Source organism: Sphingopyxis sp. GW247-27LB, from assembly GCF_002277025.1.
GTDB lineage: Bacteria > Pseudomonadota > Alphaproteobacteria > Sphingomonadales > Sphingomonadaceae > Sphingopyxis.
Genome location: NZ_NIWD01000014.1, coordinates 1 through 21,367, shown reverse-complemented (window position 1 = coordinate 21,367; position 21,367 = coordinate 1). Strand labels below are relative to the sequence as shown.

18 protein-coding genes are annotated in these 21,367 nt (G+C 64.3%); 8 read left to right on the top strand and 10 right to left on the bottom strand.

The annotated features are described in order from the left end of the window. Positions 1-227: 227 nt before the first annotated feature. Both CD928_RS19255 and CD928_RS19250 read right to left on the bottom strand, forming a co-directional pair. Positions 228-1,121: an NAD(P)/FAD-dependent oxidoreductase gene (locus CD928_RS19255; RefSeq protein ID WP_095388722.1), complete on the bottom strand. Its 894-nt coding sequence runs from the start codon at positions 1,119-1,121 to the stop codon at positions 228-230. 156 nt (positions 1,122-1,277) lie between these two features. Further along, positions 1,278-2,732 carry an efflux transporter outer membrane subunit gene (locus CD928_RS19250; protein WP_255247255.1) on the bottom strand — a complete coding sequence of 485 codons (1,455 nt, stop codon included), beginning with the start codon at positions 2,730-2,732 and terminating at the stop codon, positions 1,278-1,280. Between the two features lie 103 nt (positions 2,733-2,835). Between CD928_RS19250 and CD928_RS19245 the strand changes: the two genes are divergently transcribed. From CD928_RS19245 to CD928_RS19225, 5 genes are all read left to right on the top strand, one after another. Further along, complete coding sequence (locus CD928_RS19245; protein ID WP_095388721.1) at positions 2,836-3,453, top strand: TetR/AcrR family transcriptional regulator; 618 nt, start codon at positions 2,836-2,838, stop codon at positions 3,451-3,453. An 80-nt stretch (positions 3,454-3,533) separates the two neighbouring features. Next, positions 3,534-4,616 (top strand): efflux RND transporter periplasmic adaptor subunit, encoded by a 1,083-nt coding sequence (locus CD928_RS19240; protein WP_095388720.1) that lies wholly within the window; start codon positions 3,534-3,536, stop codon positions 4,614-4,616. Further along, the gene (locus tag CD928_RS19235; protein WP_095388719.1) at positions 4,613-7,723 is read left to right on the top strand and encodes an efflux RND transporter permease subunit; all 3,111 of its coding nucleotides are present in this window, start codon (positions 4,613-4,615) and stop codon (positions 7,721-7,723) included. The genes CD928_RS19240 and CD928_RS19235 overlap by 4 nt, the downstream gene beginning before the upstream one ends. 68 nt (positions 7,724-7,791) lie before the next feature. Continuing rightward, complete coding sequence (locus CD928_RS19230) at positions 7,792-8,010, top strand: hypothetical protein (protein WP_095388718.1); 219 nt, start codon at positions 7,792-7,794, stop codon at positions 8,008-8,010. Between the two features lie 57 nt (positions 8,011-8,067). Then, positions 8,068-8,631, top strand: a complete 564-nt coding sequence (locus CD928_RS19225) for a TetR/AcrR family transcriptional regulator (RefSeq protein ID WP_095388717.1) — start codon at positions 8,068-8,070, stop codon at positions 8,629-8,631. A 219-nt stretch (positions 8,632-8,850) separates the two neighbouring features. On the opposite strand, the gene CD928_RS19220 is transcribed toward CD928_RS19225, so the two are convergent. The 4 genes from CD928_RS19220 to CD928_RS23905 are packed head-to-tail and all read right to left on the bottom strand — an operon-like array spanning position 8,851 to position 12,736. Continuing rightward, a complete protein-coding gene (locus tag CD928_RS19220; protein ID WP_095388716.1) occupies positions 8,851-11,334 on the bottom strand; it encodes a hypothetical protein in 2,484 nt (827 codons plus the stop codon). Between the two features lie 50 nt (positions 11,335-11,384). Continuing rightward, a complete protein-coding gene (locus CD928_RS19215) occupies positions 11,385-12,326 on the bottom strand; it encodes a hypothetical protein (RefSeq protein WP_095388715.1) in 942 nt (313 codons plus the stop codon). Beyond that, positions 12,326-12,565, bottom strand: a complete 240-nt coding sequence (locus CD928_RS19210) for a hypothetical protein (protein WP_095388714.1) — start codon at positions 12,563-12,565, stop codon at positions 12,326-12,328. The genes CD928_RS19215 and CD928_RS19210 overlap by 1 nt, the downstream gene beginning before the upstream one ends. A gap of 42 nt (positions 12,566-12,607) precedes the next feature. Continuing rightward, a complete protein-coding gene (locus CD928_RS23905; protein WP_255247254.1) occupies positions 12,608-12,736 on the bottom strand; it encodes a hypothetical protein in 129 nt (42 codons plus the stop codon). A gap of 583 nt (positions 12,737-13,319) precedes the next feature. On the opposite strand from CD928_RS23905, the gene CD928_RS19205 reads away from it, so the two are divergent. Both CD928_RS19205 and CD928_RS19200 read left to right on the top strand, forming a co-directional pair. Beyond that, the gene (locus tag CD928_RS19205; RefSeq protein WP_095388713.1) at positions 13,320-13,961 is read left to right on the top strand and encodes a DUF2975 domain-containing protein; all 642 of its coding nucleotides are present in this window, start codon (positions 13,320-13,322) and stop codon (positions 13,959-13,961) included. Beyond that, positions 13,961-14,170, top strand: coding sequence for a helix-turn-helix transcriptional regulator (locus CD928_RS19200; protein ID WP_095388712.1), 210 nt, complete (start codon positions 13,961-13,963; stop codon positions 14,168-14,170). The genes CD928_RS19205 and CD928_RS19200 overlap by 1 nt, the downstream gene beginning before the upstream one ends. Before the next feature lie 199 nt (positions 14,171-14,369). Here the strand turns inward: CD928_RS19200 and CD928_RS19195 are convergent, their stop codons facing one another. The 4 genes from CD928_RS19195 to CD928_RS19185 form a co-directional block, all read right to left on the bottom strand. Next, positions 14,370-15,602, bottom strand: coding sequence for a serine hydrolase (locus CD928_RS19195; RefSeq protein ID WP_095388711.1), 1,233 nt, complete (start codon positions 15,600-15,602; stop codon positions 14,370-14,372). A gap of 73 nt (positions 15,603-15,675) precedes the next feature. After that, a complete protein-coding gene (locus tag CD928_RS19190) occupies positions 15,676-17,919 on the bottom strand; it encodes a TonB-dependent receptor (protein WP_176473640.1) in 2,244 nt (747 codons plus the stop codon). Positions 17,920-18,016: 97 nt separating this feature from the next. Next, positions 18,017-19,330: a hypothetical protein gene (locus CD928_RS23515; RefSeq protein WP_176473639.1), complete on the bottom strand. Its 1,314-nt coding sequence runs from the start codon at positions 19,328-19,330 to the stop codon at positions 18,017-18,019. Then, positions 19,327-20,070 carry a GntR family transcriptional regulator gene (locus CD928_RS19185; protein ID WP_088474317.1) on the bottom strand — a complete coding sequence of 248 codons (744 nt, stop codon included), beginning with the start codon at positions 20,068-20,070 and terminating at the stop codon, positions 19,327-19,329. Before CD928_RS19185 ends, CD928_RS23515 begins: the two co-directional genes overlap by 4 nt. 130 nt (positions 20,071-20,200) lie before the next feature. Here CD928_RS19185 and CD928_RS19180 point away from each other — a divergent pair, with 130 nt between their 5' ends. Further along, the gene (locus CD928_RS19180) at positions 20,201-21,211 is read left to right on the top strand and encodes a serine hydrolase (protein ID WP_176473638.1); all 1,011 of its coding nucleotides are present in this window, start codon (positions 20,201-20,203) and stop codon (positions 21,209-21,211) included. The last annotated feature ends 156 nt before the right edge of the window (positions 21,212-21,367 follow it).

Here is a 21,367-nt window from a genome sequence, read left to right as displayed (position 1 = left end):
GTCCGCTATCGTGCACGTCCGCTTTTCGGCAGCACCTGGCTTCCCCACAATCAGACCAAAACAGCTTTCCCCATAGCTTAGCTCATGACCACCGCGGTTCGGGCATCGAAGACTTTCCGACGCCTAGCGGCGTCCGAAACTCTCAACGATTGCGGCCTGTCCGGTCTTGGCTGCCGCTTCTCGAATGCAGACATTGCAGGCAGGCTCCGACCGAAGGATCTATATTCTCAAGCCAGCATCGATTGCTGGGCGAAGATTCCCGCCATCGCACCTTGCCATGATGCGGTGGTGACCGAAGGAAGTTGGGGATTGGTGAGATCACCCGCAGCGTAGATCCCGGGTATGCTGGTTTCGCGACGCTCGTCGACTTTGAGGACGATGCCGAGGGGCGTATCAACCGTGGCGAGTCCAAGCGATTCATGCAGGTTTGCGGACGGCTTGTTCTGCGGATGGGCGAATATGATGTCGACCGAAATCAGGGAACCGGTCTCGAGCGTGACGACGGCGCCATGATCCCCTTGATGAGCGATTGCGGCGATCCTGCCATCGACGACTGCGATGCCGCGGCGCGCCAGATCGGCCCGGATATCAGGAGCGATTTCGTGACCGTCGGTCAGGACAGTCAGCCTGTCGGTCCAGTCGAGGAACAGCCGCGCTTGGTTTTGTGACTGCGGGCCGGACCAGACAAGGCCCCAATGCCGGCCTGCGACCTCAAAGCCGTCGCAATAGGGGCAAGGCACGATGGACGTACCCCAGCTTTCGGCAAAGCCCGGAACATCTGGCATCTGATCGACAATGCCATAGCTCAATATGACACGCCGCGCCGCCAAGCTTTCGCCTTCGCCAGTGAGAACGGTGTAATCGTCGATGGCGCCGGAGATGCTGTCGGCTCGGGCGTTGACCAAGCTGATCGCCGGATAGCGCGCGAGCTGCTGCCGCGCCTCCGCAAGGATGTCCAACGGCGGCTTGTGATCGTGACCGAGCATGCCGTGCGAATGGCCGGCGAAGCGGTTGCGCGGCAGGCCGGTATCGAGAACGGTGACCTTGCGGCGAGCGCGACCGAGCTGCAGCGCGGCTGCAAGACCGGCAAAGCTGCCGCCGATGATGATGACGTCATCCATAGTGAGGCTCCGTGTTGTGAATGGAAGAGATTGGGTTGCTGTCCCGCAATATCGTCGAATGGTAGATGCCGAGACAAGCAGCGAGAAGGGATTTGGTATCGGCGAGAAAGTCGCCCATCCGGCAACGAAGCTGGAAGACGCACCCAACTCGTCGGCTCAGCCGGGCGCACTCGATGCATCCCAACCGCCGCCGAGCGCCCGAAAGGAGGCGATGGCGGCCCGCGCGGCAGCCGCTTTCGACTGGATCCCGGCATCGCGGCTCGCGAGAAGGCGCTGATCGGCGTCGAGCACATCGAGCAGGCTCGACACGCCGCCCTTATAGGCTGCGAGGGAGGATGCGCGGGCCTTGGTGAGCGAGGAGACGCCCTGGTCAAGGATTTGTGCGCGGGCCTGCTGCTTGACGAGCGCCGAGAAGGCATTCTCCACATCCTCGGAGGCTCTGAGCACGGTCAGGCGATAGGCGGCCAGCGCCTCGGCGTTGCGGCCACGCGCGGCGGCGATCTCGGCGTCGATGCGGCCGAAGTCGAACAGGCGCCACCGCAATCCGAGAACGCCGCTCGCCTGGGTGGCATTCCCGCCGAACAAGCCACCGACGCCCATCGTTGCCGTGCCGAGCAGGCCGCTGAGCGAAAATTTCGGATAATATTCGGAAACCGCGACCCCGATCCGCGCGTTCGATGCGGCCAAGGCTCGCTCGGCCGCGATGATGTCCGGCCGCCGGCGCAGCAAGGCGGCCGGGCCGCCCGCGCTCGACACCGCCGGAACGGCGGGGATGGGCGCGACCGCGGCAAGTTCGGGCCGGGTGGTGCCCGGCTGAAAACCGAGCAAGACGTCCAACGCGTTCATCGCGGCGTCGAGATTTTGCTCGAGCTCCGGGACGCCGGCCTTGACCTGAGCCAGGGCACCCTCGGCCTGGCGCAGCTGCAATTCGGCCGCCACGCCCTTGCGATACTGAAGCGCGATCAGATCGACCAGTTGCTGCTGGACCTCCGCCTGGTTGCGGGCGACGTCGAGCCGCGCCTGCAGGCTGCGGATCGCGACATAGGTGTCGGCGGTCTGCGCCGCGACGGCGAGCCTCGCGGCGGCCGCCCCCGCCGCAGATGCCTGCCAGTCGGCGCGCGCAGCGTCGCGGGCGGCGTCCTTGCCGCCGAAGAGATCGAGCTCCCAGCTCGCGCCGACGTTCAGCTCATAGCTCTGTGCCTCGCGGTCAAACCCGGGCAAAGCGCTGGCGATGCGGCCCTGCGGCGTCTCGAGCGACTGATAATTTTCGCTCGTCTGGCCGCTGACCTGTCCGGAAGGAAGAAGATCGGCCTTGGCGTGGCGCAGTGCGGCGCGCGCCTGCACGACGCGCGCACTCGCCTGCTGCAGATCGAGATTCTGCGCCAGCGCGCGCTCGACCAGGCTTGCCAGCAACGGATCGTCGAACGATCGCCACCAGTTCACCAGGTCGACCTCCGCCGCCTGGCCGGTGGCGGCCTCGACGGCGGGTCCGCCCATGAACGCCGGCGGCGCCACTACCTCCGGCGTCACATAGGACGGACCGACAGCACAGCCGCCGAGTAGCGCCGCGGCCGCGGCGGTGGTCAGGAACGAGGGAGAAATTCGCATCATCGGGCGTCCGGCAGCTGCTCATGAACCATTTCATGAGAGTGTGACCATTAACGTAATTGGTCATAATTTGTCAATCCGGTCATTTGACGCTATGAAGCCCGGTATGAAGACGCAGAGCAAGAACATCGCCACAACCCGCGGACCCGCGGAACATTCGGTGCGGGACCAGATCGTCAAGGCCGCGCGCGAATGCTTCGCACATTACGGCTATGACAAGACGACGGTGTCGGATCTCGCGCGCGAGATCGGCTTCTCCAAAGCCTATATCTACCGATTCTTCGAATCGAAGCAGGCGATCGGCGCAGCGATCTGCGGCGAGTGCGTGGATGACCTGTTCGACCAAGCCCGCGAAGCGGTGAACCAAGGGGAGGATGCGACCGACAAGCTGCGCAGATTTGCGAGAACCGTGACCTCCGCGACCGTCGAGCTGCTCTTCACCGATCGCAAGCTTTATGAGATCGCGGTCCATGCGTCGTCCGAAAAGTGGGAGGTCGTGCAGGCCTATACCGAGCGCCTGCAGGGCCTGCTCGAAGAGATATTGAAGGAAGGCCGCGAGAGCGGCGAGTTCGAGCGCAAGACGCCGCTCGACGAAACGCGCCGGTCGATCTTCTATGCCTTCAAACCTTTCTTCGATCCCGTTTTCCTCGAACGCAGCCTCGACCTCCTGCCCGATGCGCAGACCGAGGTCACCGGGCTGGTGCTGCGCAGTCTCGCACCCTGAGACCGACATGCTTGCATGTGACTAGTTGACATATTGGTCACTTGATGACATCTAGCTTCGCCTGAACAGGAGGAAGCTGCGTGTCATTATCGTCTTGCGCCCGAACGATCGGGATCCTTGCCCTCTCTGCCGGCGCGCTGGCCGGGTGCGGGAAATCGGACACCGATCCGCGCACCATGCCGCCGCTGGTACGGGTTGCTACTGCCGGCGCGACCGAGGGAAGCGCCCGCGAATTCACCGGCATCGTCGGCGCGCGGGTGCAGAGCGATCTCGGCTTTCGCGTCGGCGGCAAGGTGGTGGCGCGGTTGGTCAATGCAGGTCAGGCCGTCCGCCGCGGCCAGCCGCTGATGCGGATCGACCCGACCGACTATGCACTTGCCGCGCAGGCAGCGGCGGGCACGGTCGCGGCCGCGCGCGCCCGCGCGGTTCAGACCAGCGCCGAGGAGGCGCGCTACCGCGATCTGGTTTCGGCAGGCGCGGTCTCGGCGTCGGCTTATGACAAGGCGAAGGCCGACGCCCTTGCGGCGCGCGCGCAGCTTTCGGCAGCCGAGGCACAGGCGAACGCGAGCCGGAACGATACCGGCTATACGCTGTTGGTCGCCGACGCGGACGGTGTCGTCACCGAGACCCTGGCTGAGCCCGGGCAAGTCGTCGGTGCCGGTCAGACCGTTGTGCGGCTGGCACGGTCGGGCCCGCGCGAGGCGATCGTATCGCTTCCCGAGACCCTGCGTCCCGGCATCGGCACCGTGGCGGCGGCGGCGACCTACAGCGGCCTCGCCGGCCAAGCGACGCTTCGCCAGCTTGGCGATGCCGCCGACCCGGCGACTCGGACATTCGAGGCACGCTTTTCCCTCGCGGGCGCGCCCGCGGCAGCCCCGCTCGGTTCGACCATCACGATCAAGCTCGCCTCTCCCGGCACCAGGGATCTCCTCACTATCCCCCTTGGTGCAGTCGACGATCGCGGACGCACTCCGGGCGTCTGGGTCGTCGACCTCCGGGGAGGACCGAAGGTCCGCTTCCGGGCGATCAAGCTCGTCTCGATCGGCGAGGAAAGCGCGACCATCTCCGCCGGTCTCAAACCCGGCGAACGCTTCGTGGCGCTCGGCGCACACATGCTCCATCCGAACCAGTCGGTCCGCATTGCGGCGGGAGCGGTCCGTTGAGCGAGCCGGGCGACAAGAGCAGCCGGCTCAACCTGTCGGCGATCGCGGTTCGCGAACGGGCGGTCACGCTCTTCTTCATCATCGCGATCGGCCTTGCCGGGATCGTCGCCTTCCTGAGCCTCGGACGGGCCGAGGATCCGAGCTTCACGATCAAGCAGATGACCGTGGTGACCGCTTGGCCCGGCGCGACTGCGCAGGAAATGCAGGATCAGGTGGCCGAGCCGCTCGAGAAGCGCCTCCAGGAGCTGAGGTGGTACGACCGCAGCGAAACCTTCACCCGGCCCGGCCTCGCTTTCACCACCCTCGTGCTGCGCGACCAGGCACCGCCGTCCGAAGTGCAGTCGGAATTCTACCAGGCGCGCAAGAAAATCGAGGACGAAACCCCGAAATTGCCGCGGGGCGTCCTCGGCCCGTTCGTCAACGACGAATATGGCGACGTCACCTTCGCGCTCTATGCCCTGAAGGCGAAAGGCGAACCCCAGCGCGCACTCGCGCGCGAGGCGGAGACGCTGCGCCAGCGATTGCTGCACGTACCGGGCGTCAAGAAGGTCAATATCGTCGGCGAGCAGCCCGAGCGCATCTTCGTCGAGTTCGCCGAGGACCGGCTCGCAACACTCGGTGTCTCGCCGCGCGCGATCTTCGCGGCGCTCGCGCAGCAGAACCTGGTCACGCCGGCGGGGGCGATCGAGGCCAATGGGCCGCAGGTCCAGGTGCGGATCGACGGCGCGTTCGACGATCTGGAAAAGATCCGCGACCTGCCGGTGGTCGCGAACGGCAAGGCGCTGAGGCTCGCCGACGTCGCCGAGGTCCGGCGGGGCTATGAAGACCCGGCGACCTTCCTGATCCGCAGCGAGGGCGAACCCGCGCTCCTCCTCGGCGTGATCATGCGCGAGGGCTGGAACGGGCTCAACCTTGGCAAGTCCCTGAAAGCCGAGATCGCCGCCATCTCGTCCGAGTTGCCGCTCGGCATGTCGCTGACGCGGGTCACCGACCAGGCGGTGAACATATCGGCCGCCGTCGACCAGTTCATGCACACCTTTCTCGAAGCCCTCGCGATCGTGATGATCGTGAGCTTCATCGCGCTGGGCTGGCGCGTCGGTCTTGTCGTCGCGGGCGCGGTGCCGCTGACCCTCGCGATCACCCTCGTGATCATGTGGGCGACCGACCGGGTGCTCGATCGCATCACCCTCGGCTCGCTGATCCTCGCGCTCGGCCTCCTCGTCGACGATGCTATCATCGCGATCGAGATGATGGTCGTGAAAATGAAGGAAGGCTACGACCGCATCAAGGCGTCGGCCTATGCATGGAGCCATACCGCGGCACCCATGCTCGCCGGCACGCTGGTGACGGTGATCGGCCTGATGCCGGTCGGCTTCGCCCGCTCGACGGCGGGCGAATATGCCGGCAACATCTTCTGGGTCGTCGGCTTCGCCCTCATCGCCTCCTGGTTCGTAGCGGTCATTTTCACGCCCTATATGGGGGTCAAGCTCCTGCCCGTGATCAAGCCCGTCGAAGGCGGCCATGACGCGATCTACGAGACGCCGCGGTACCAGAAACTGCGCCGCTGGATCCGCTGGGCGGTCGAACATAACAGGAAGGTCGCCCTCGCCACGCTTGCCGCGCTCGTCGTCTCGGGGATGGGAATGGCGCTGGTGAAGAAGCAGTTCTTCCCGACCTCGGACCGGCCCGAAGTGCTCGTCGAAATCCAGATGCCAAAGGGCACGTCGATCGATCGGACGAGCGCGGCGACGAAAGAGGTGGAGGCGTGGATCAGGCGCCAGCCGGAGGCAAAGGTGGTCACGGCCTACATCGGACAGGGCGCACCGCGATTCTTCATGTCGCTGTCGCCCGAACTCCCCGATCCGTCCTTCGCCAAGATCATCGTTCTTACATCCTCCGAGGAAACACGCGATGCGATCAGGGACCGGCTGCGGAAAGCGGCGGCCGAGGGCCTGGCTCCGGCGGCCCGGGTTCGCGTGACCCAGCTCCTGTTCGGCCCGCCCTCGCCCTATCCGGTCGCGTTCCGGGTGAGCGGACCCGATGTCGGCAAGCTGCGCGACATTGCCGAGAAGGTCAGCGCGATCATGGTCGCCGACCCGATGATGCGCACCGTCAACACCGACTGGGGCGAACGGGTCCCGACGCTTCGCTTCGTCCTCGACCAGGATCGCCTCCGCGCGATCGGGCTTACCTCGTCCGACGTCGCCGAACAGCTTCAGTTCCTGCTCTCGGGCGTCACCGTGTCGCAGGTGCGCGAAGATATCAGGATGGTCGACGTAGTCGCCCGCTCGGGCGGTGAACAAAGGCTCGACCCCGCCCGGATCGGCGACTTCACGCTGATCACCGGAGACGGGCGGCGCGTGCCGGTCAGCCAGGTCGGCGAGCTCGAACTTCGCATGGAGGACCCGATCCTGCAGCGCCGCGACCGGGTGCCGACCATCACCGTACGGGGGGATATCGCCAACGGGCTGCAGCCACCCGACGTCTCGACGGCGATGCTGGAAAAGCTCCAGCCGGTCATCGACACGCTACCCTCGGGCTATCATATCGCGATGGGCGGCTCGATCGAGGAGGCCGGCAAGGCGAACGCCGCGCTGGCACCGATCTTTCCGATCATGATCCTGCTCATGATGATCGTCATCATACTCCAGGTCCGCCAGTTCTCCGCGATGGCGATCGTGCTCCTGACCGCACCGCTCGGCCTGATCGGCGTGGTCCCGATGCTGCTGCTGACCGGTCAGCCCTTCGGTTTCAACGCCATCCTCGGTCTCATAGCGCTCGCGGGCATATTGATGCGCAACACGCTGATCCTGATCGGGCAGATCGAGGATAACCGGCGCGAGGGACGAACGCCCTATGACGCGGTCGTCGAAGCGACGGTACAGCGCGCCCGCCCGGTGATCCTCACCGCGCTCGCCGCGGTGCTCGCCTTCGTCCCGCTCACCACCTCGGTGTTCTGGGGCTCGATGGCGTTCACATTGATCGGCGGCACGCTGGGCGGGACGATCCTCACTCTCGCCTTCCTGCCCGCGCTCTACTCGCTCTGGTACCGCATCCGCCCCGACGACGACCGCGAAGCTCCACAAGCAGCATCGGCATCGGCGTAGCGCATGACCGTGCGGCGAACCGGCAACCAGCCCAGCGGAACGCATCCACGACCAAAGGAGATAATGTCATGGCCTTAAGCGAAAAAATGGCCAGTCTCTGGCGAAATATTGTCCTGTTCGGCCAGGCGCTCGACCATGATCCTCAGTCCGAAATGGCACAAGAAATCGATCGGCTGGTCGCGGCGCAAAACAGCGATCGGGCCGCATTCACTGCCATCGCTTCGCGTGTCGACGCGCTGGCGGCCGAAGTTCGCGGCCTGTCGGAGCGAGTGGGCCGTGCCAGGTGAGCGCAGGACAAGCCCCTCGGCTGAGCGCCACCGGGGCTATCGCCTGCGGATCTCGCCTTGATCGCTAGCGCCGCTTCCGGTCCGCACGGACGCGGCGCGCGCACCGCCGCGCGGCTCGTCGAAGCAACGCTGCGCTGTCTCGCGCGCGATGGTTATTCGAGGCTCTCCGTCGATAGCATCGTCAGCGAAGCTGGCGTTTCGCGCGGCGCGCTGTTTCACCATTTCGAGACGAAGCAGGAGTTGGTGGCCGACGCAATGGCGACCTTCCTTGACCAGAGCGCCGAGAGGCTGAGCGATAATTATCAAGCGATCGGCGTCGATGAACGGCGAGGACCGGCGTCATTGGCCGCACTGACGGAAACGCTGCGGCAAGACTCCGAAGTCATTCTCGAGATCGCAGTCGCGCTACGGACCGATGACGAACTGCATGCGAGCGTCTCGCGCGCTCGTACGCATGCAAACCACGACGAAATCCAACTGAGTCATTTTTTCGAGGGTACGGCGGGCGCAGATGCGATCGGGCGCGCCGCCGCTCTTATTGCAATCAGCTGTGGAGCCCGCGCCTACGAAATTGTCACATCTGGTTCGACAAGCCAGGAACATAATGCCCGCAGAGGGTAGAACCCCGCCAAAGCATTAAGGCGGACGACGCACGATGGCCGATTTCGGACTGGCAGCTTTCGCGAAAGAGTTGAGATTTGCGGACATTTCGCCATTATGAAGATGCAACTCATCCTCATTATTTAGGTAGCTGACCTACGGCAACGGCCTCCATTTTACGCCGAGCAAATGCGGCATAATTGAGGTACCAATCAAATCGATGTGATGAGCGACGTCGTCCTACCAGCGCACACGCCATCGGATCGTCACGCGCGGGGCGTAACGGCTCCATCCGCGGCCGAGTTCGTTGCGAATATTGTCGATCACACGTCCCGATTCACGCCAGACATTCTCGACGGCGCGGGTGACCTCCCGTGCGGCATAGCCCGTTTCCGTCAACGTCGCGGTGACCGCTTCCCTGCTCAATCTGTAAAAGCCCTGCGCGATATAGTCGGCCGCTTCTTTCGCCCCGACGCCGGCATTGAAGAGGAAGCGCGCAACCTCGCGCGGCGCATCACGGAGCTGGCCGATGACTTCGGCGACGAGCTTGACGTCGTTCAGCATCGACTGGACCTCGGCGATCGTGCGATCCATGCCGTATCCGTTCATCAGGAAGATATCCGCCACCGTCCGGGCGGCGAAGCGCGGCTCGTCAAGATCGCATATCTTGTGGATCCATTCGACGACCTCGCGTTCGGCATAACCGCCCGCTTCCTGCAGCAGGTCCCTGAAATTGTCCCACCCCGCGCCAAAGCCCTTTTCGAGGATCAGATAAGCGTTGTTGATCTGATAGCCTGCCTCGCGGAGCGCCGCAGCCGCCTGCTTTGCGGTCTGGCTGAATGTGTGACGCAGTTCGTAACCGATCGCCTCAGCCAGCTCGGCGGTCTCGCGAAGAAATTCGATTGTCTCGTCGAGCACCGCTTGTAGCCAGACAACCGCCTGCTTGAGCGCCTCCAAAACCTGCTTTTCGACTTCCTTGCGGATCTTCTCGACAAGTCCCTGCATGTCGAGTGGATCGAAGTCGACCGGAAAGGCCAGTTTGATGGGTCCCAGCGCGGCGCGCACCTCGGCGCGGCCGGTGGCTCCATTCGGTTTTGCAATGATCTTCAGATCTGCATCGACCGAAGCGGCCTTGGCGATCCGGAACTTGCCGAACCCCCATTCGGCCTTGACGTCTACAGACATATGAATGCCCGCGGACAGCGTGACCGTGTCATGTTCGAGGGCTGCGGCGAAGCTCGTTTCGCCGATCGGCGGCGGGAGCTTCGCCTTGACGATGAAGTCGAGCGACCGATCGGAGAGCGCGCCGATCGCGTCGACCGCGGTCTGCCCGAAAAGTCGGACCTTGAGCGACGCCGCCGCCGAACGATTCTCGCCGTCGAGTTCGACCATGATCGCATTCTTGCCGACCTGGTTGCCCGAAAAGCCGCGTGGACTACCCTGCCCGCTGCCGCTGATCTCGATCACATTGCCGAGCTTGATCGGCGCGAACTGGAATTTGGCGCCGATCTTGTTGCCCGCGACGGCATTGACCTCGCCGTAGGTCTTGTATCCGAGCAGGCTGATGTTTGAATGTGCCCGAATGCCGGCGACGCTGGGAACACCACTCCGTGTGATGAGCCCCGGCTGTTTCGCGAAATAGATGTAGCTGTTCTCGAGAATGATTATGCGATCGAGAAAAGGCGGCAATGTCACCGTGAAGCCGGTCGCGAGGGTCGCGATATCCGAGAGGATGAGGCGGTTCGATTCGAGCTCGAACAGGTCGGGGATCATGTTCGGCGCACCGGTCGCATATTTGACAGCGAAGCCGCCGCCATTCCCCGAACCCGCGATGACGAAATCGCCTTCGATTCCGACCGCATAGCTGGCGAGCGTGCCGTCGAAGCTTGCGACGGCACGGGTGAGGGTCAGCGGCTTGAACAGCGCTTGGTCTATCTGGGGCACGAAGCGGCCGAGATCGATCCCGAACGACACACCTGTCGCCGTAAGTCGGATCATCGCCTGAAACGCCAGTTTCTGGCCGAAGAAGTCGAAAATACCCTCACCGGTGAACGCTATCGCCTGGGCGCCCTCGATCGCGATCGACTGGATGGTGAACTGAAGCAGCGGCCCGATCGGGACGACGATGCGCGTCCTGGTCGCAAAGCGGAGCGAGTCCGGAAAATTCGAGAGATAGAAGACCGTCTGGTCGAGCCCGAGATCCTTGAGGAGCCGCCCCCCAAGGCGGAACATATAGCCCCTGCCCGCCTCGACCACCGCTTCGCCAAGCTCTTGGCCCGGCGTGTCAATGCGGATTGCACCCGCAGCATCGGAGCTCAGCGAAAGCCAGAGGCCCTGCATAGGAACAGGCAGTGCCTTCAGCACGCGACCGAGGTCGCCGAGCATCGCCTGCGCCGCCGCAGGCGACACTGCGAATATGATGGTATAGCCGATCCCGCTTCCTGCGCGCCGGAAGCGCGCGTCGATGCCGATCTCGACCTTGCGGCTCGGATTATGGGGGATCGGAAGCTTGATGACCGAGGTGAACCGCACCGCAGCCTCCCCGTCCTCGAGCATCTGGAATTGCTGGAGTTTCAGGCTCGCGAGCCCGAAATACTCGGTTAGGATGCCCGCAAGGTCGGTGGCGATATCCCCGACCGCGATTTCCACGGCACCGCCCGCCGCGGCGACCAGTTGGTCGCGCAGGCTGTCGAACTCGGGACCGTTTAGCGACTTGCGCGTCATGGCTGCCTTTCCTCGCCCGGGCACGGCAGCGCCGCCCCTTTCGGACCTTGTTAGAGATTGCTGATGTCGGCGTATGTCACGCAAGCGTTCTTCGGCTCGTTGAACCAGAGGCACTGCGACCCGTGATCGATATGAAGAAGGTCGGATCCGGCGGTTGCGCACGGATATTCGATCACGGTGCGCTTGCGATCGAGACGAAAGAGCGACTGGCCGCCCTTCCCCGTGAACCAGATCGTCAAGTCGGTATAGACGAGCATCGAACGGATACCCGTCCCCGGCGGCAGCTTCACTTCAAGTATCTCGTCATAATCCTCGATGAACCCGATCACGTCGCGTCCCGGGTCCATGTAGATGAGATAATCGTTCGGTGCCCCCTTCACCATGAAGCCGGGCTTGCTGCGTCCGCCATCGAGGACGAGCGACCGGTCGCCGGTATCGTAGCCCGCATAGAAGCTCGTGAGCATCGATCCTGAAATCTGCCAAGTCAGATCGCGCGCCCAACCGATGGCATCGACGGTTGGGGTTCGCATCCGGAAGCGCCGGTTTTGTGCGAGATCGACGACGATGCCCGACTGGGTCGCAACGAGGCCGTAGCTGATATAGCCTTCGCTCGGACCGAGCATCGTCGGCGTCAGCCCGGGCTCGAGTTCGACCTCCTCGCGGAAGTTCCCAAAGTCGTCGATGAAGCCGATGCGCCGTCCGATCGGATCGAGAAAGCGCCACCCATAGTCGTAGCTCGGCGCGTGGCGGTCGGGCCGCATGATCGTCGGCATATGGCCGACGGCGCGCGGAAATACCTTGAGCGTGCGCTCCCGGTCGAGACGACCGACGCAATTGGCCGAACCCGTAAACCAGACCTGATCGCCCGTGCCCCATTGCACGTCATTTGGTATGCCTGCAGCGCCGGTAGGGAAGCGGGTTGTCTTTAACTTGGTCAGCCCAAGCTCATAGTCGGCTTCCCGATAGTCATAGTTGAAGACCGGCTCGGCCATCAGCCGATGATCTGAAAGCGATTGTAAAAGATCGTGACCGTGCTGCCCGCGCACACCACCGCATAGTCACAAAACCGTCCGACGCCGAGGCCTGGCGCATCGACGATGTCGGAACAGCCGCGCTGGATGCCCGAAAGGCAGGACAGCGGTCCGGGATAGGGATAGGCCACGACATAAGTGAACGGCTCGTCGAGCTTCAGCGGCTCGGCATGTGCGAGCTTCGGTTCCCAGCTTTCCATATTTCCCTCCCCAAGCGGCCCGCCCGTCGCGGGCTCCACTAATCAGCCCTCGTTTTCGTCCTCGCACCGCTGCTCGATCAGGGACTTCGCCATCGTGTCATTCGATTGGCGGATCTTGTCGGTATATTTGCGTCCCCCCGCCGTCGTGCATTCGAACGTATAGTCGAACATCCGGCCCTGCCCGTGAACCGGGATCTTGCCGGTTTGCCTGCATGTGCACATCAACGCCTCCCGAGTGGAAGTTTCGTGGTGCGACCCGCCTCCTTGTCTAACCGCTTCAAACAAGGTGACAAGTGCTGATCATCGCCAATTAATTGGGCACCGCCAACGGATGGTTGAGGGAGACACGCTATGGCTTCGGGGACGCACCCGTACTGTATGCGAAAGGTTTCGTGAGAAGTTCCCCGCCCGTTGTGAGAATTAAGGAGCGGCTTCTTCGTGGCCATAGCTTGCTATGGCCGGCTGCTGTCAGGCCGCTCTTGGGCACGAAATGCGCGAAAGCTGACATCGAATTCGAGCCTATGAAACGATCCAGAGCGACCGAAGGCCACCCCTTTTGATCATGTCACTCCGAACCTAGTTCGGGGTCCATGACCTCTACCGGTCCGTCGATGCGGGACGGGACAGTCCGCCGGGGTCGCAACGACCTCCTCGCGCACCGCGCGAACAACCCATATCGCGAATATAATTTTATGTTTTACATAAAATAATCTTTGCTGTATTTAATCCTCCTGTGCTGCAGGAGATTCATTCCATGACGCTGAGAATTCTCGATCGCCTCCTCCTGTTCATTGCCGCGCTGGTGGTGCTTGGCATGGCGATGGGGCTGGCATTTTTCCTGGTGTCGCTCGGCTCTGGCGAGCCGCTGCAAACGACGCTTGCGATGCGGTGGAGCGAGCCGCCGCTGCACGAGGTTTTGCTGCGCGGCAGCGGCGTGGCAGTGGGTACGCTCGCGCTCGATCACGCGACGCTCAACGTCCGCGCCGGCGGTGCGTTGTACCGTATTGGACAGGCGGCCGACATCGGCCTGGTGGGCATCCTCTGGCTTTTCGTGGTCCTGTCCGCCCGGCGGCTCGTTGATCGCATAGCGAAAGGGACTCCCTTCTCGCCGCAGTCGGTCAAATGGCTTCGCGTGATCGGCTGGTCGCTGATCGCGCTGAACATATGGTCCTGGATCCGGTTGATCCTGCTGCCGCTGGCGCTGTTGCCCGGTCTTGTGGTGCGCGACGGATCGGGACTGTATCCGGCGGTAGCTTCGGGAATAGCCGGGCCGGCCGCGCAAGTGGATGCCAGCCTGTCGTTCGCGCTGCTGATCTGCGGCTTGCTCGTCATCGCACTGGCCGAGGCGTTCCGGATCGGCGGCGACCTCCGGGCGGAAAACGAGGCTTTCGTCTGATGGCGATCATTGTGAACGTCGACGTGATGCTGGCCAAGCGAAAGATGTCCGTCACGGCGCTGGCCGAGGAGATCGGCATTTCCCTGACGAACCTGTCGCTTCTCAAAACGGGCAAGGTGAAGGGCGTGCGTTTCGCGACACTCGATGCGATCTGTCGCGTGCTCGACTGCCAACCCGGCGACATTCTCGAACATCGGCCCGGCGACTGATCGCATCGGCGGTAGTCGATTGATTGATGCCAGTATTCCCAGGGCATGTCCCCGGGAACATTGGCTGGCGATCTCGGGAGGTGTTCGCCTGTTCAGTTTTGAGTATGATTTGACGTAAATGGCCGATTACGGTCAGGCAACTTTTGGTTCGAAATCTGGAGAAGCAGACACTCGAACCAAAAGCGCTGCGAACAAGATTTTAAGGCGCAGGCACGCGGCTCGCGATAGCCGCTTCGATCAGGCCCTGCATCTCCTGTTCCAGTTCGGTGCCCTTACGATCTCCGCCGCTCGAAATCTCGGTCGCGATCAGGCCGTAATAGCCGGTTCCGCGATCGATCCAGCCCGTCCATCCATAAGCGCCCGGCGCCGAATTGATCATCGACGTCGCGCAGGCCGAGGGGGTGTCGCATTCGACGAAGGAGCCCAGCGCATATTCCCAGTTCGAGGCTCCCGAGGGTACGAAGACGCGCGGCAGGCCGGTCGTGCGCGGCTGAGTAAAGGCGGTCATGTCGGTCACAAAGGCGCCGCCGAGGAGCGCACGCAGCAGCTTGGCATAGTCGCGCGGGGTCGAATAGGCGCCCCCCGCCACCCACGGATTCGTCGGTGCGCTGCCCGTCGGATCATACCATGTCGTGCTCGTCATCCCGAGCGGCGTCGTGACATGCTGGGCGAAAAGTTCGTGGAAGGTGCGCTGGCGCGCCGGCGTCGTTCCGGGCTGGATGCTCACATCCTTCGCCTCGAGATAGGCGGCGGCGACCTGCATCCCGTGCGGGCCATAGCTATATTGCGCACCCGGCGCGTTGCCGGGACGCAGGATGTCGTATCGCAGGTCGTGGATATTTTTCGCGCAATTGTACAGGATCAGCGCCGGTGTCAGCTGGCACCCTCCGACCAGCGGGCTGCCGTTGAACCCCGACGTCATCGACAGCGCATGCTTCAGCTTGACGTCCTTCTTTGTCCCGGTCGTCGTCCAGAAGGCGAGCGGCGGCCGCATCGGGTCGTCCAGCGTGACAATCCCCGCCTGCGCCATCCGCATGGCGAGCGTTCCTGCGAACCATTTGGTGGCCGAGGCGAGTGGCGTCACCCGATCGATTCCGAAGCTGCCCTTCTCATATGCAAACAGATAGTCGGGGTCGGTGGCGTTACCGACGATGAAATAGCCGTTCGCGACTTCGGCGTCGGCATCGATGGCCGCCTGCAGCGCGGTCCAGTCGTAGGTATAGCCGCCCACTGTCGTGGTCAGGCTGGCAGGCGACAACGCCGTCGGGGCCGACGCCGCGGAGCTGGCCGGGACGACCGCTGCCGGGGGCAGTTGCACCATCGGACGCGCATCCCCCCTGCCGCGGTCCCCCACGCCGCTTTGCGCGAAGGCACCCGCGCCGACGACGACCGCACCGGCGGCGAGCCACGCCCATGTCTTTCGTTCAACCATATCGTCTCTCCCATCCTCTTCGTTGCACGTTTCGAAAGGAGGCGCCGCTGAACGCGGCGCGGCGGCCGCCGGATCAGAAGGAGATACGTCCTTCGACCCCGATCACTCGCGGCTGGCTGTAGCGGTTGATCGTCGGCGCCTGCGCGACATAGTAGACCTTGTCGAAGAGGTTGTTCGCGAAGGCGCTGATGCTCACCTTCCCGAACTCGACCCCGACGCGCAGGTTGACGAGCACATAGTCGTCGAGGTCGACCGAGGTCGCGGTCAGTTCCTGCTTCCCGCCCCATTGGCCGCTGACCAGGATGTTGCCGGTCAGCGAAACATTTTTCGCGACCGGGGCGCGCAGGTTGAGGTTCGCCGAAGCGAGCCAGTCGGGCACCTGCGCGAGGTCGAGCCCGTCGTAACGCCCGCTCTTCACCTTGCCGCCCTGCCGCGACCCGCTCAGCGCCAGACGCCCGCTGCCTTGGCCAAGGTCGAAGCCCTGGCTGTATTCGGCTTCGACGCCCCAGCTCTTCGCATCGCCCGCGTTGGTGAGATAGCTCACCGCCGCGACCGGGCAGGTGGGGTTGGTCAGCGCGCAGCCGTCGTCGACCTGCGCGATCAGATCGTCGAGCTGGGTATAATAGCCCGCGACCGCAAAATAGCCGCGCCGCATCGGGCTACCCTTGAAACCGACCTCGTAGCTGGTGCTGTTTTCGTTGCCGAACAACACCTGCACCGGGCTCGGCGCGCGCGGGTCGGACAAGCGCGTGTTGAAGCCGCCAGCGCGATAGCTGCTCCCGACCTTGGCATAAGCGAGGATGTCGGGTGCCAGCTTGTACGACAGCGTCGCATTGTAGGAGAGATTGTCGGCGGTGATGCTGTCGTCGATGATCCGCGAGGGCCCGCCGGTCGGGAGCCCGGTGCCGAGATCATAGAGCCGCGCGCTGATGCCGCGGCTGTCGTGCGTATAGCGCAATTCGCCGGTGATATTGAGGCTGTCGGTCAGGTCGAAGCCGAGCGAACCATAGGCGGCATAGCTTTCGAAATGGAGCCGCGCGGGCGCGATATTGCCCGGCGACGGGTTGGCGAGCGTCGGCGTGCGCGTCGTCGTCACCGAAAAATCGCTGTCGAGGAGGAGCATTTCCGCCCCCACCAGCCAGGTCAGCCGGTCGTTCGATCCGCTGACATGGATATCCTGCGAGAAATTGTCGGTCGTATCGACCACATAGGACGCGCTGCCCGGGTCGAGCGGGGTCAGCGGCCCGACTTCGCCCGCGGCGCGCGCACGCGCCAGTTCGGCGGGGCTGACCGCATCATTGTCGAGATCATATTCGCTGTGTCGCTTGCGGAAGGAGGTCGTCGAGGTGAGGTCGGCTCCGCCAAGATCGACACGCACGATCGCCTGCAACCCGTCGACGTCCTGCGACGCCCGCGGCGCGGTGCTCCACGGATAACGGAAACGGTCCTGGATATAGCCGCCCGGAAAGCCCGGCGTGCCGGCCGGAATGAAGATCTGATAATGGATCGACGGCGTCGTCAGCCGCTGCGTCTCGGCCATGATCACCGCGTCGACCGGTCCGCGCTTCAGGCGGATCTGCCCGCGCAGGCCATGCCCCTTCTGCCGGTCGAAATAGACGTCGTTGTCGGGGTTGTAGAAAAAGCCCTTGTCCTGTTCGACCAGATCGCCGCTGATCCGCGCCGCGATCCCGTCGCCCAGCGGCACATTCACCGCGCCCTGCAATTGCAGGCTGTTGTTCTCGAACCCGTATCGCACGCTGGCCCAACCCGACAGGTCGAATTCGGGCTCGGCCGATATGATGTTGATCGCGCCGCCGACCGCGTTGCGGCCGTAGAGCGCACCCTGCGTCCCGCGCAGCACCTCGACGCGGCCGATGTCGAGCATATCGAGGCGCGTGAAGTTGCGCCCGCCGACCGGACCGCCCGCGATATAGGCGCCGTTGCGATAGAGGCCGACGCTCGGGTCACCGTTGGTCGCGCGCGCCGTCGACGACGCGCGGATCGAAATTTCGGACGTGATCGACGAGCTGAGATTGTTGAAGCGCATGCTCGGCTGGTCGGCGAGGAGTTCGCCGCTTCCCGTCGCCCCGCCGCGATCGTTGAGCGCCGTCGCGTCGATCACCGATGCCGCGGTCGGCACATCGGACAGGCGTTCCTCGCGGCGCCGCGCGGTGACGACGATCGCGCCGTCATCGCCCGCTTCCGCCGCCGTATCGGCCGGAAGAGCCTCGGGAGCCCGATCTTGGGCGGAAGCGGGCGCGGCCGCCGCCACCCAGAGCGCGGCCGTACCGAAAAGAAGCTGCGCCTTGCGTCCCATAAATCCCTCCCATGTCGTTATTGCAATTATTATCGATAATTTTGTGCATATGGCGACGCGAGTCAAGCCGGAAACATCGCCCTCGCGGCGACGCCGGTCAGCGGCGGACGGGAATGATGGCGGTGAGGAAGTCGCGAACCGCTTGCGCCGTAGCGGCAAGCGGCGCGGGCGCGACGACCGAAAGATTGTCGGTCGGCGCGTGATGATGGCGGTGCGCGCCGAAAATTCCGGCATGATGCGGATAGCCGGCCTTGACCACTTCGGAGAGTTCGCCCGCGACCCCTTCGGTCGAGGGATAAGCCATCTCCAGTCCCGGCAACCCCCTGAAATCCGACCGGGCGCGATCGACAAAGGCGGCCGAGGTCATCAGGAAGCGGAAGGGATCGGCGCTCGGCAACGGCAACAGGCGCCCGGGCATGTCCTGATAGTCGCGCGCCGCGACATTGGCGCCGAGATGCAGCCAGAGATCGGTGTCGGCAGGCGGCGGCCCGACCTTTTCGACGATATGGCTGGCACCCAGATTTTCATATTCATGCCCGCTGTTGCAGACGAAGAGCAGGCTATGATCGGGGAAGGCGCGCGGCATCCATTCGGCGAGCGCGAGCCAGATCGCGAAACCCGGCCCGCGTTCGCCCGCGCAATCGGTCCAGCCCGAGCGCGGGGTCGAGACCACGAGCCAGCGGCGCCCCTTGCGCACGCGCCGCGCCACGACATTCTCCGCGACGCGCGAACCGCCCTTCCCGCGCAGCACCAGCATCGCCGGCTGCCCCTGCCGCGCCGCTTCGATGACGGGCGCCGCAAGGCGCGGCGCCAGCAGCGCCAACGGATTGTCCGACAGCGGCGCATCGGCCGGCGCATTGAGGAGCAGCGCCTCGCCGGTGGGCCCTGTGGTCACAAGGATGACCGCGGCCGCGCCCCGCGCCAGCGCATCGGCCAGCGGATCGCGCACCGCCCGGTCGAGCAGGCTCGACCAGCGGCGATACGGCAGCCGCACCACCGCGATCGCGCCATCGAGCCGATCGCTGACCTCCGCAAGCCGCAGCGGCGCCCCGATCCCGCCAACGCCCGTCGGCACGGCGAGCGGCTGCGCCATCAGGGGGATTTTCCGATCGCCGAGCGCCAATTCGCATGTCGCCGCTTCGAACCAGGGCACGTCGAACGACTGGCGCTCGACCGCAAAGCCCGCCGCAGCAAGCCGCCGCGCAGCCCAGTCGGCGGCCCAGCGATCGCCCGCCCCGCCCGACTGCTTATTGCCCGCTTCGGCGTAGGCCTTCACATCGGCGAAAAGCCGTTCGGCCGCGAATATGGCATCATCGCCCCCAGCGGCGAAGGCGGGAGCAGCCTGAAAAGCGATCGGCGCCGCAAGCCCTGCCTTCAGCAGGCTCCGCCGGCCGGCATAACCCCGCGTCACGACGCGCGGGCGCGGCGACGGCCAGGCTTTGCCTTGGTCCGCCGTGCCTTATATTCCGCCAGCGCCTCGGCGAAATTCTGTTGCGATGTGGCAATCAGGTCGCGCGCGACGCGGTCGGCGTCGTCGGGTTCGCGCGCGACGATATGCCGGCAAAGCTGCTCATAGAGCACCGCCGACCGGCGGCCGACCTCGCCCTCGCCGTGCGTCGCGACAAACTCGTCGGTGTAGACATTGTGCTGCCAGCGCGCGAGCAGCGCCAGCCGGTCGAGCAACTCGAGCGCCATCGGCGCATTTGATCGCTTGGCGATGAATCGCCCGATCCGGTTCGAGACCCTGAGATGCTCGGCGGAATTGGTGGTTCGTTCGGTCACATCCTTATATTCGATCAGCCGGTGCATCAGCTCGCGCCCGTCGCGGTCGCTCATCGCCGTGCAGGCGAGACGGCAAACGACCCCGAAGAGCGCTTTCCACAGCTCGTAGATCTCATCCGCCCCATGGTCGTCGACGTCGATCGCATAAGCGCCGCGCCAGGGCACGACCTTGACCAGCCCGATGCTCGCGAGATGCCGAAAGGCTTCGCGAACGGGTGCGTGACTGACTCCAAAGCGCGCCGCAATCTCACGCTCGCGCAGCCACGATCCCGGCGGAATCCGCCATTCGACGATGTCGTCGGTCAGCAACCGTGCGATAACCCGGTCCTGTGTCGGCGCCTGCTCGTCGTCGGTCTTCGTCGCGGCCATTTCCACCCGTTCGGCTCCCTGTCTGCCGGTGCCATCCTAGATCGGGAAAACACGGGAGCAAACGATCATTGAAGTTCGGAATATTATCGATAATAATGATAAAAACAAGCATCGGAATCAGGAGCCGGATTTGAAACGCATTGCCCCCCTTCTCCTGCTCGCGGGCTGCGCAGCAGCCCCGGCGGTGCAGGCCGCCCCCGCTCCCGGCTGTGCCGCGGCGCTGGCCTATTCGTCGGCGCATCAAGGCGTCGCCGTGCTCGTCCTCGAGGACGGGAAGGTCCACTGCTCCTCCGATGGCGTCTCGACACCGCAGGAACTCTGGTCGGGGACCAAGAGCCTGGTGGGCCTGATGGCGGCAGCGGCGGTCCAGGACAGGCTGCTCACGCTCGACGAACCTGCGTCGGCCACGCTCGCCGAATGGCGCGAGGACCCAAAAAAGGCCGCGATCACGATCCGGCAATTGCTGGCGATGACCAGTGGACAGGCGTCGACCGTCGGTCGGCCACGGGGTTATCTCGACTCGGTGAACGCCCCGCTCGCCGCCGATCCCGGCACGAAATTCCAATATGGCCCCGCGCCGATGCAGATAATCGGCGAGATTATACGCCGCAAGCTGGCCGCCGCAAGCCTTGATGCCGATCCGCGCCGTTATCTCGAGCGCCGCATCCTGACCCCGGTCGGAGTGACGATCGGCGATTGGCGCAATGGACCGGATGGCGCGCCTCTGATGCCGCAGGGGCTGGTACTCGCCGCAGAGCAATGGGCAAAAGTCGGCGAATTCGTGCGCCGCGGCGGCACGCAGGACGGCAAGGCGCTTGTCGATCCCGCGGCCTTGGCCGAGTTGTTCAAAGGAAGCGATGCCAMCCCCGCCTATGGCCTGACCTGGTGGCTTCCGCGAGCGAGTCCCTCCGACGATCCTGTGACGCGCTCGACCGACATCGTTGCGCATGCGCCAACGCTCCCGGCCGACCTGGTCGTCGCGGCAGGCGCAGGCGACCAGCGCCTCTACGTCATCCCGTCACGGCGCCTGACGATCGTGCGGCAGGCGAGACTGGATATCGCAGCGCTTGCCGCCGGGAAAAAGAGTGGCTGGTCCGATACACATTTCCTGTCTTTCTTCCTCTCTCCGACCGGCGAATAATGGCCGACGCACGAACCGCTCCGCGGATTGGCGTTAGCCTCGATGTAAAGCGCCCCAGCGAGCGTCACGCCTGATTGAACGCGGGCTGCCGCAGGCAGACCCTTTCGGCTCCTTCAACAGAGGAGTCGAACGATGAACGAGCTTATCCAGATTGGC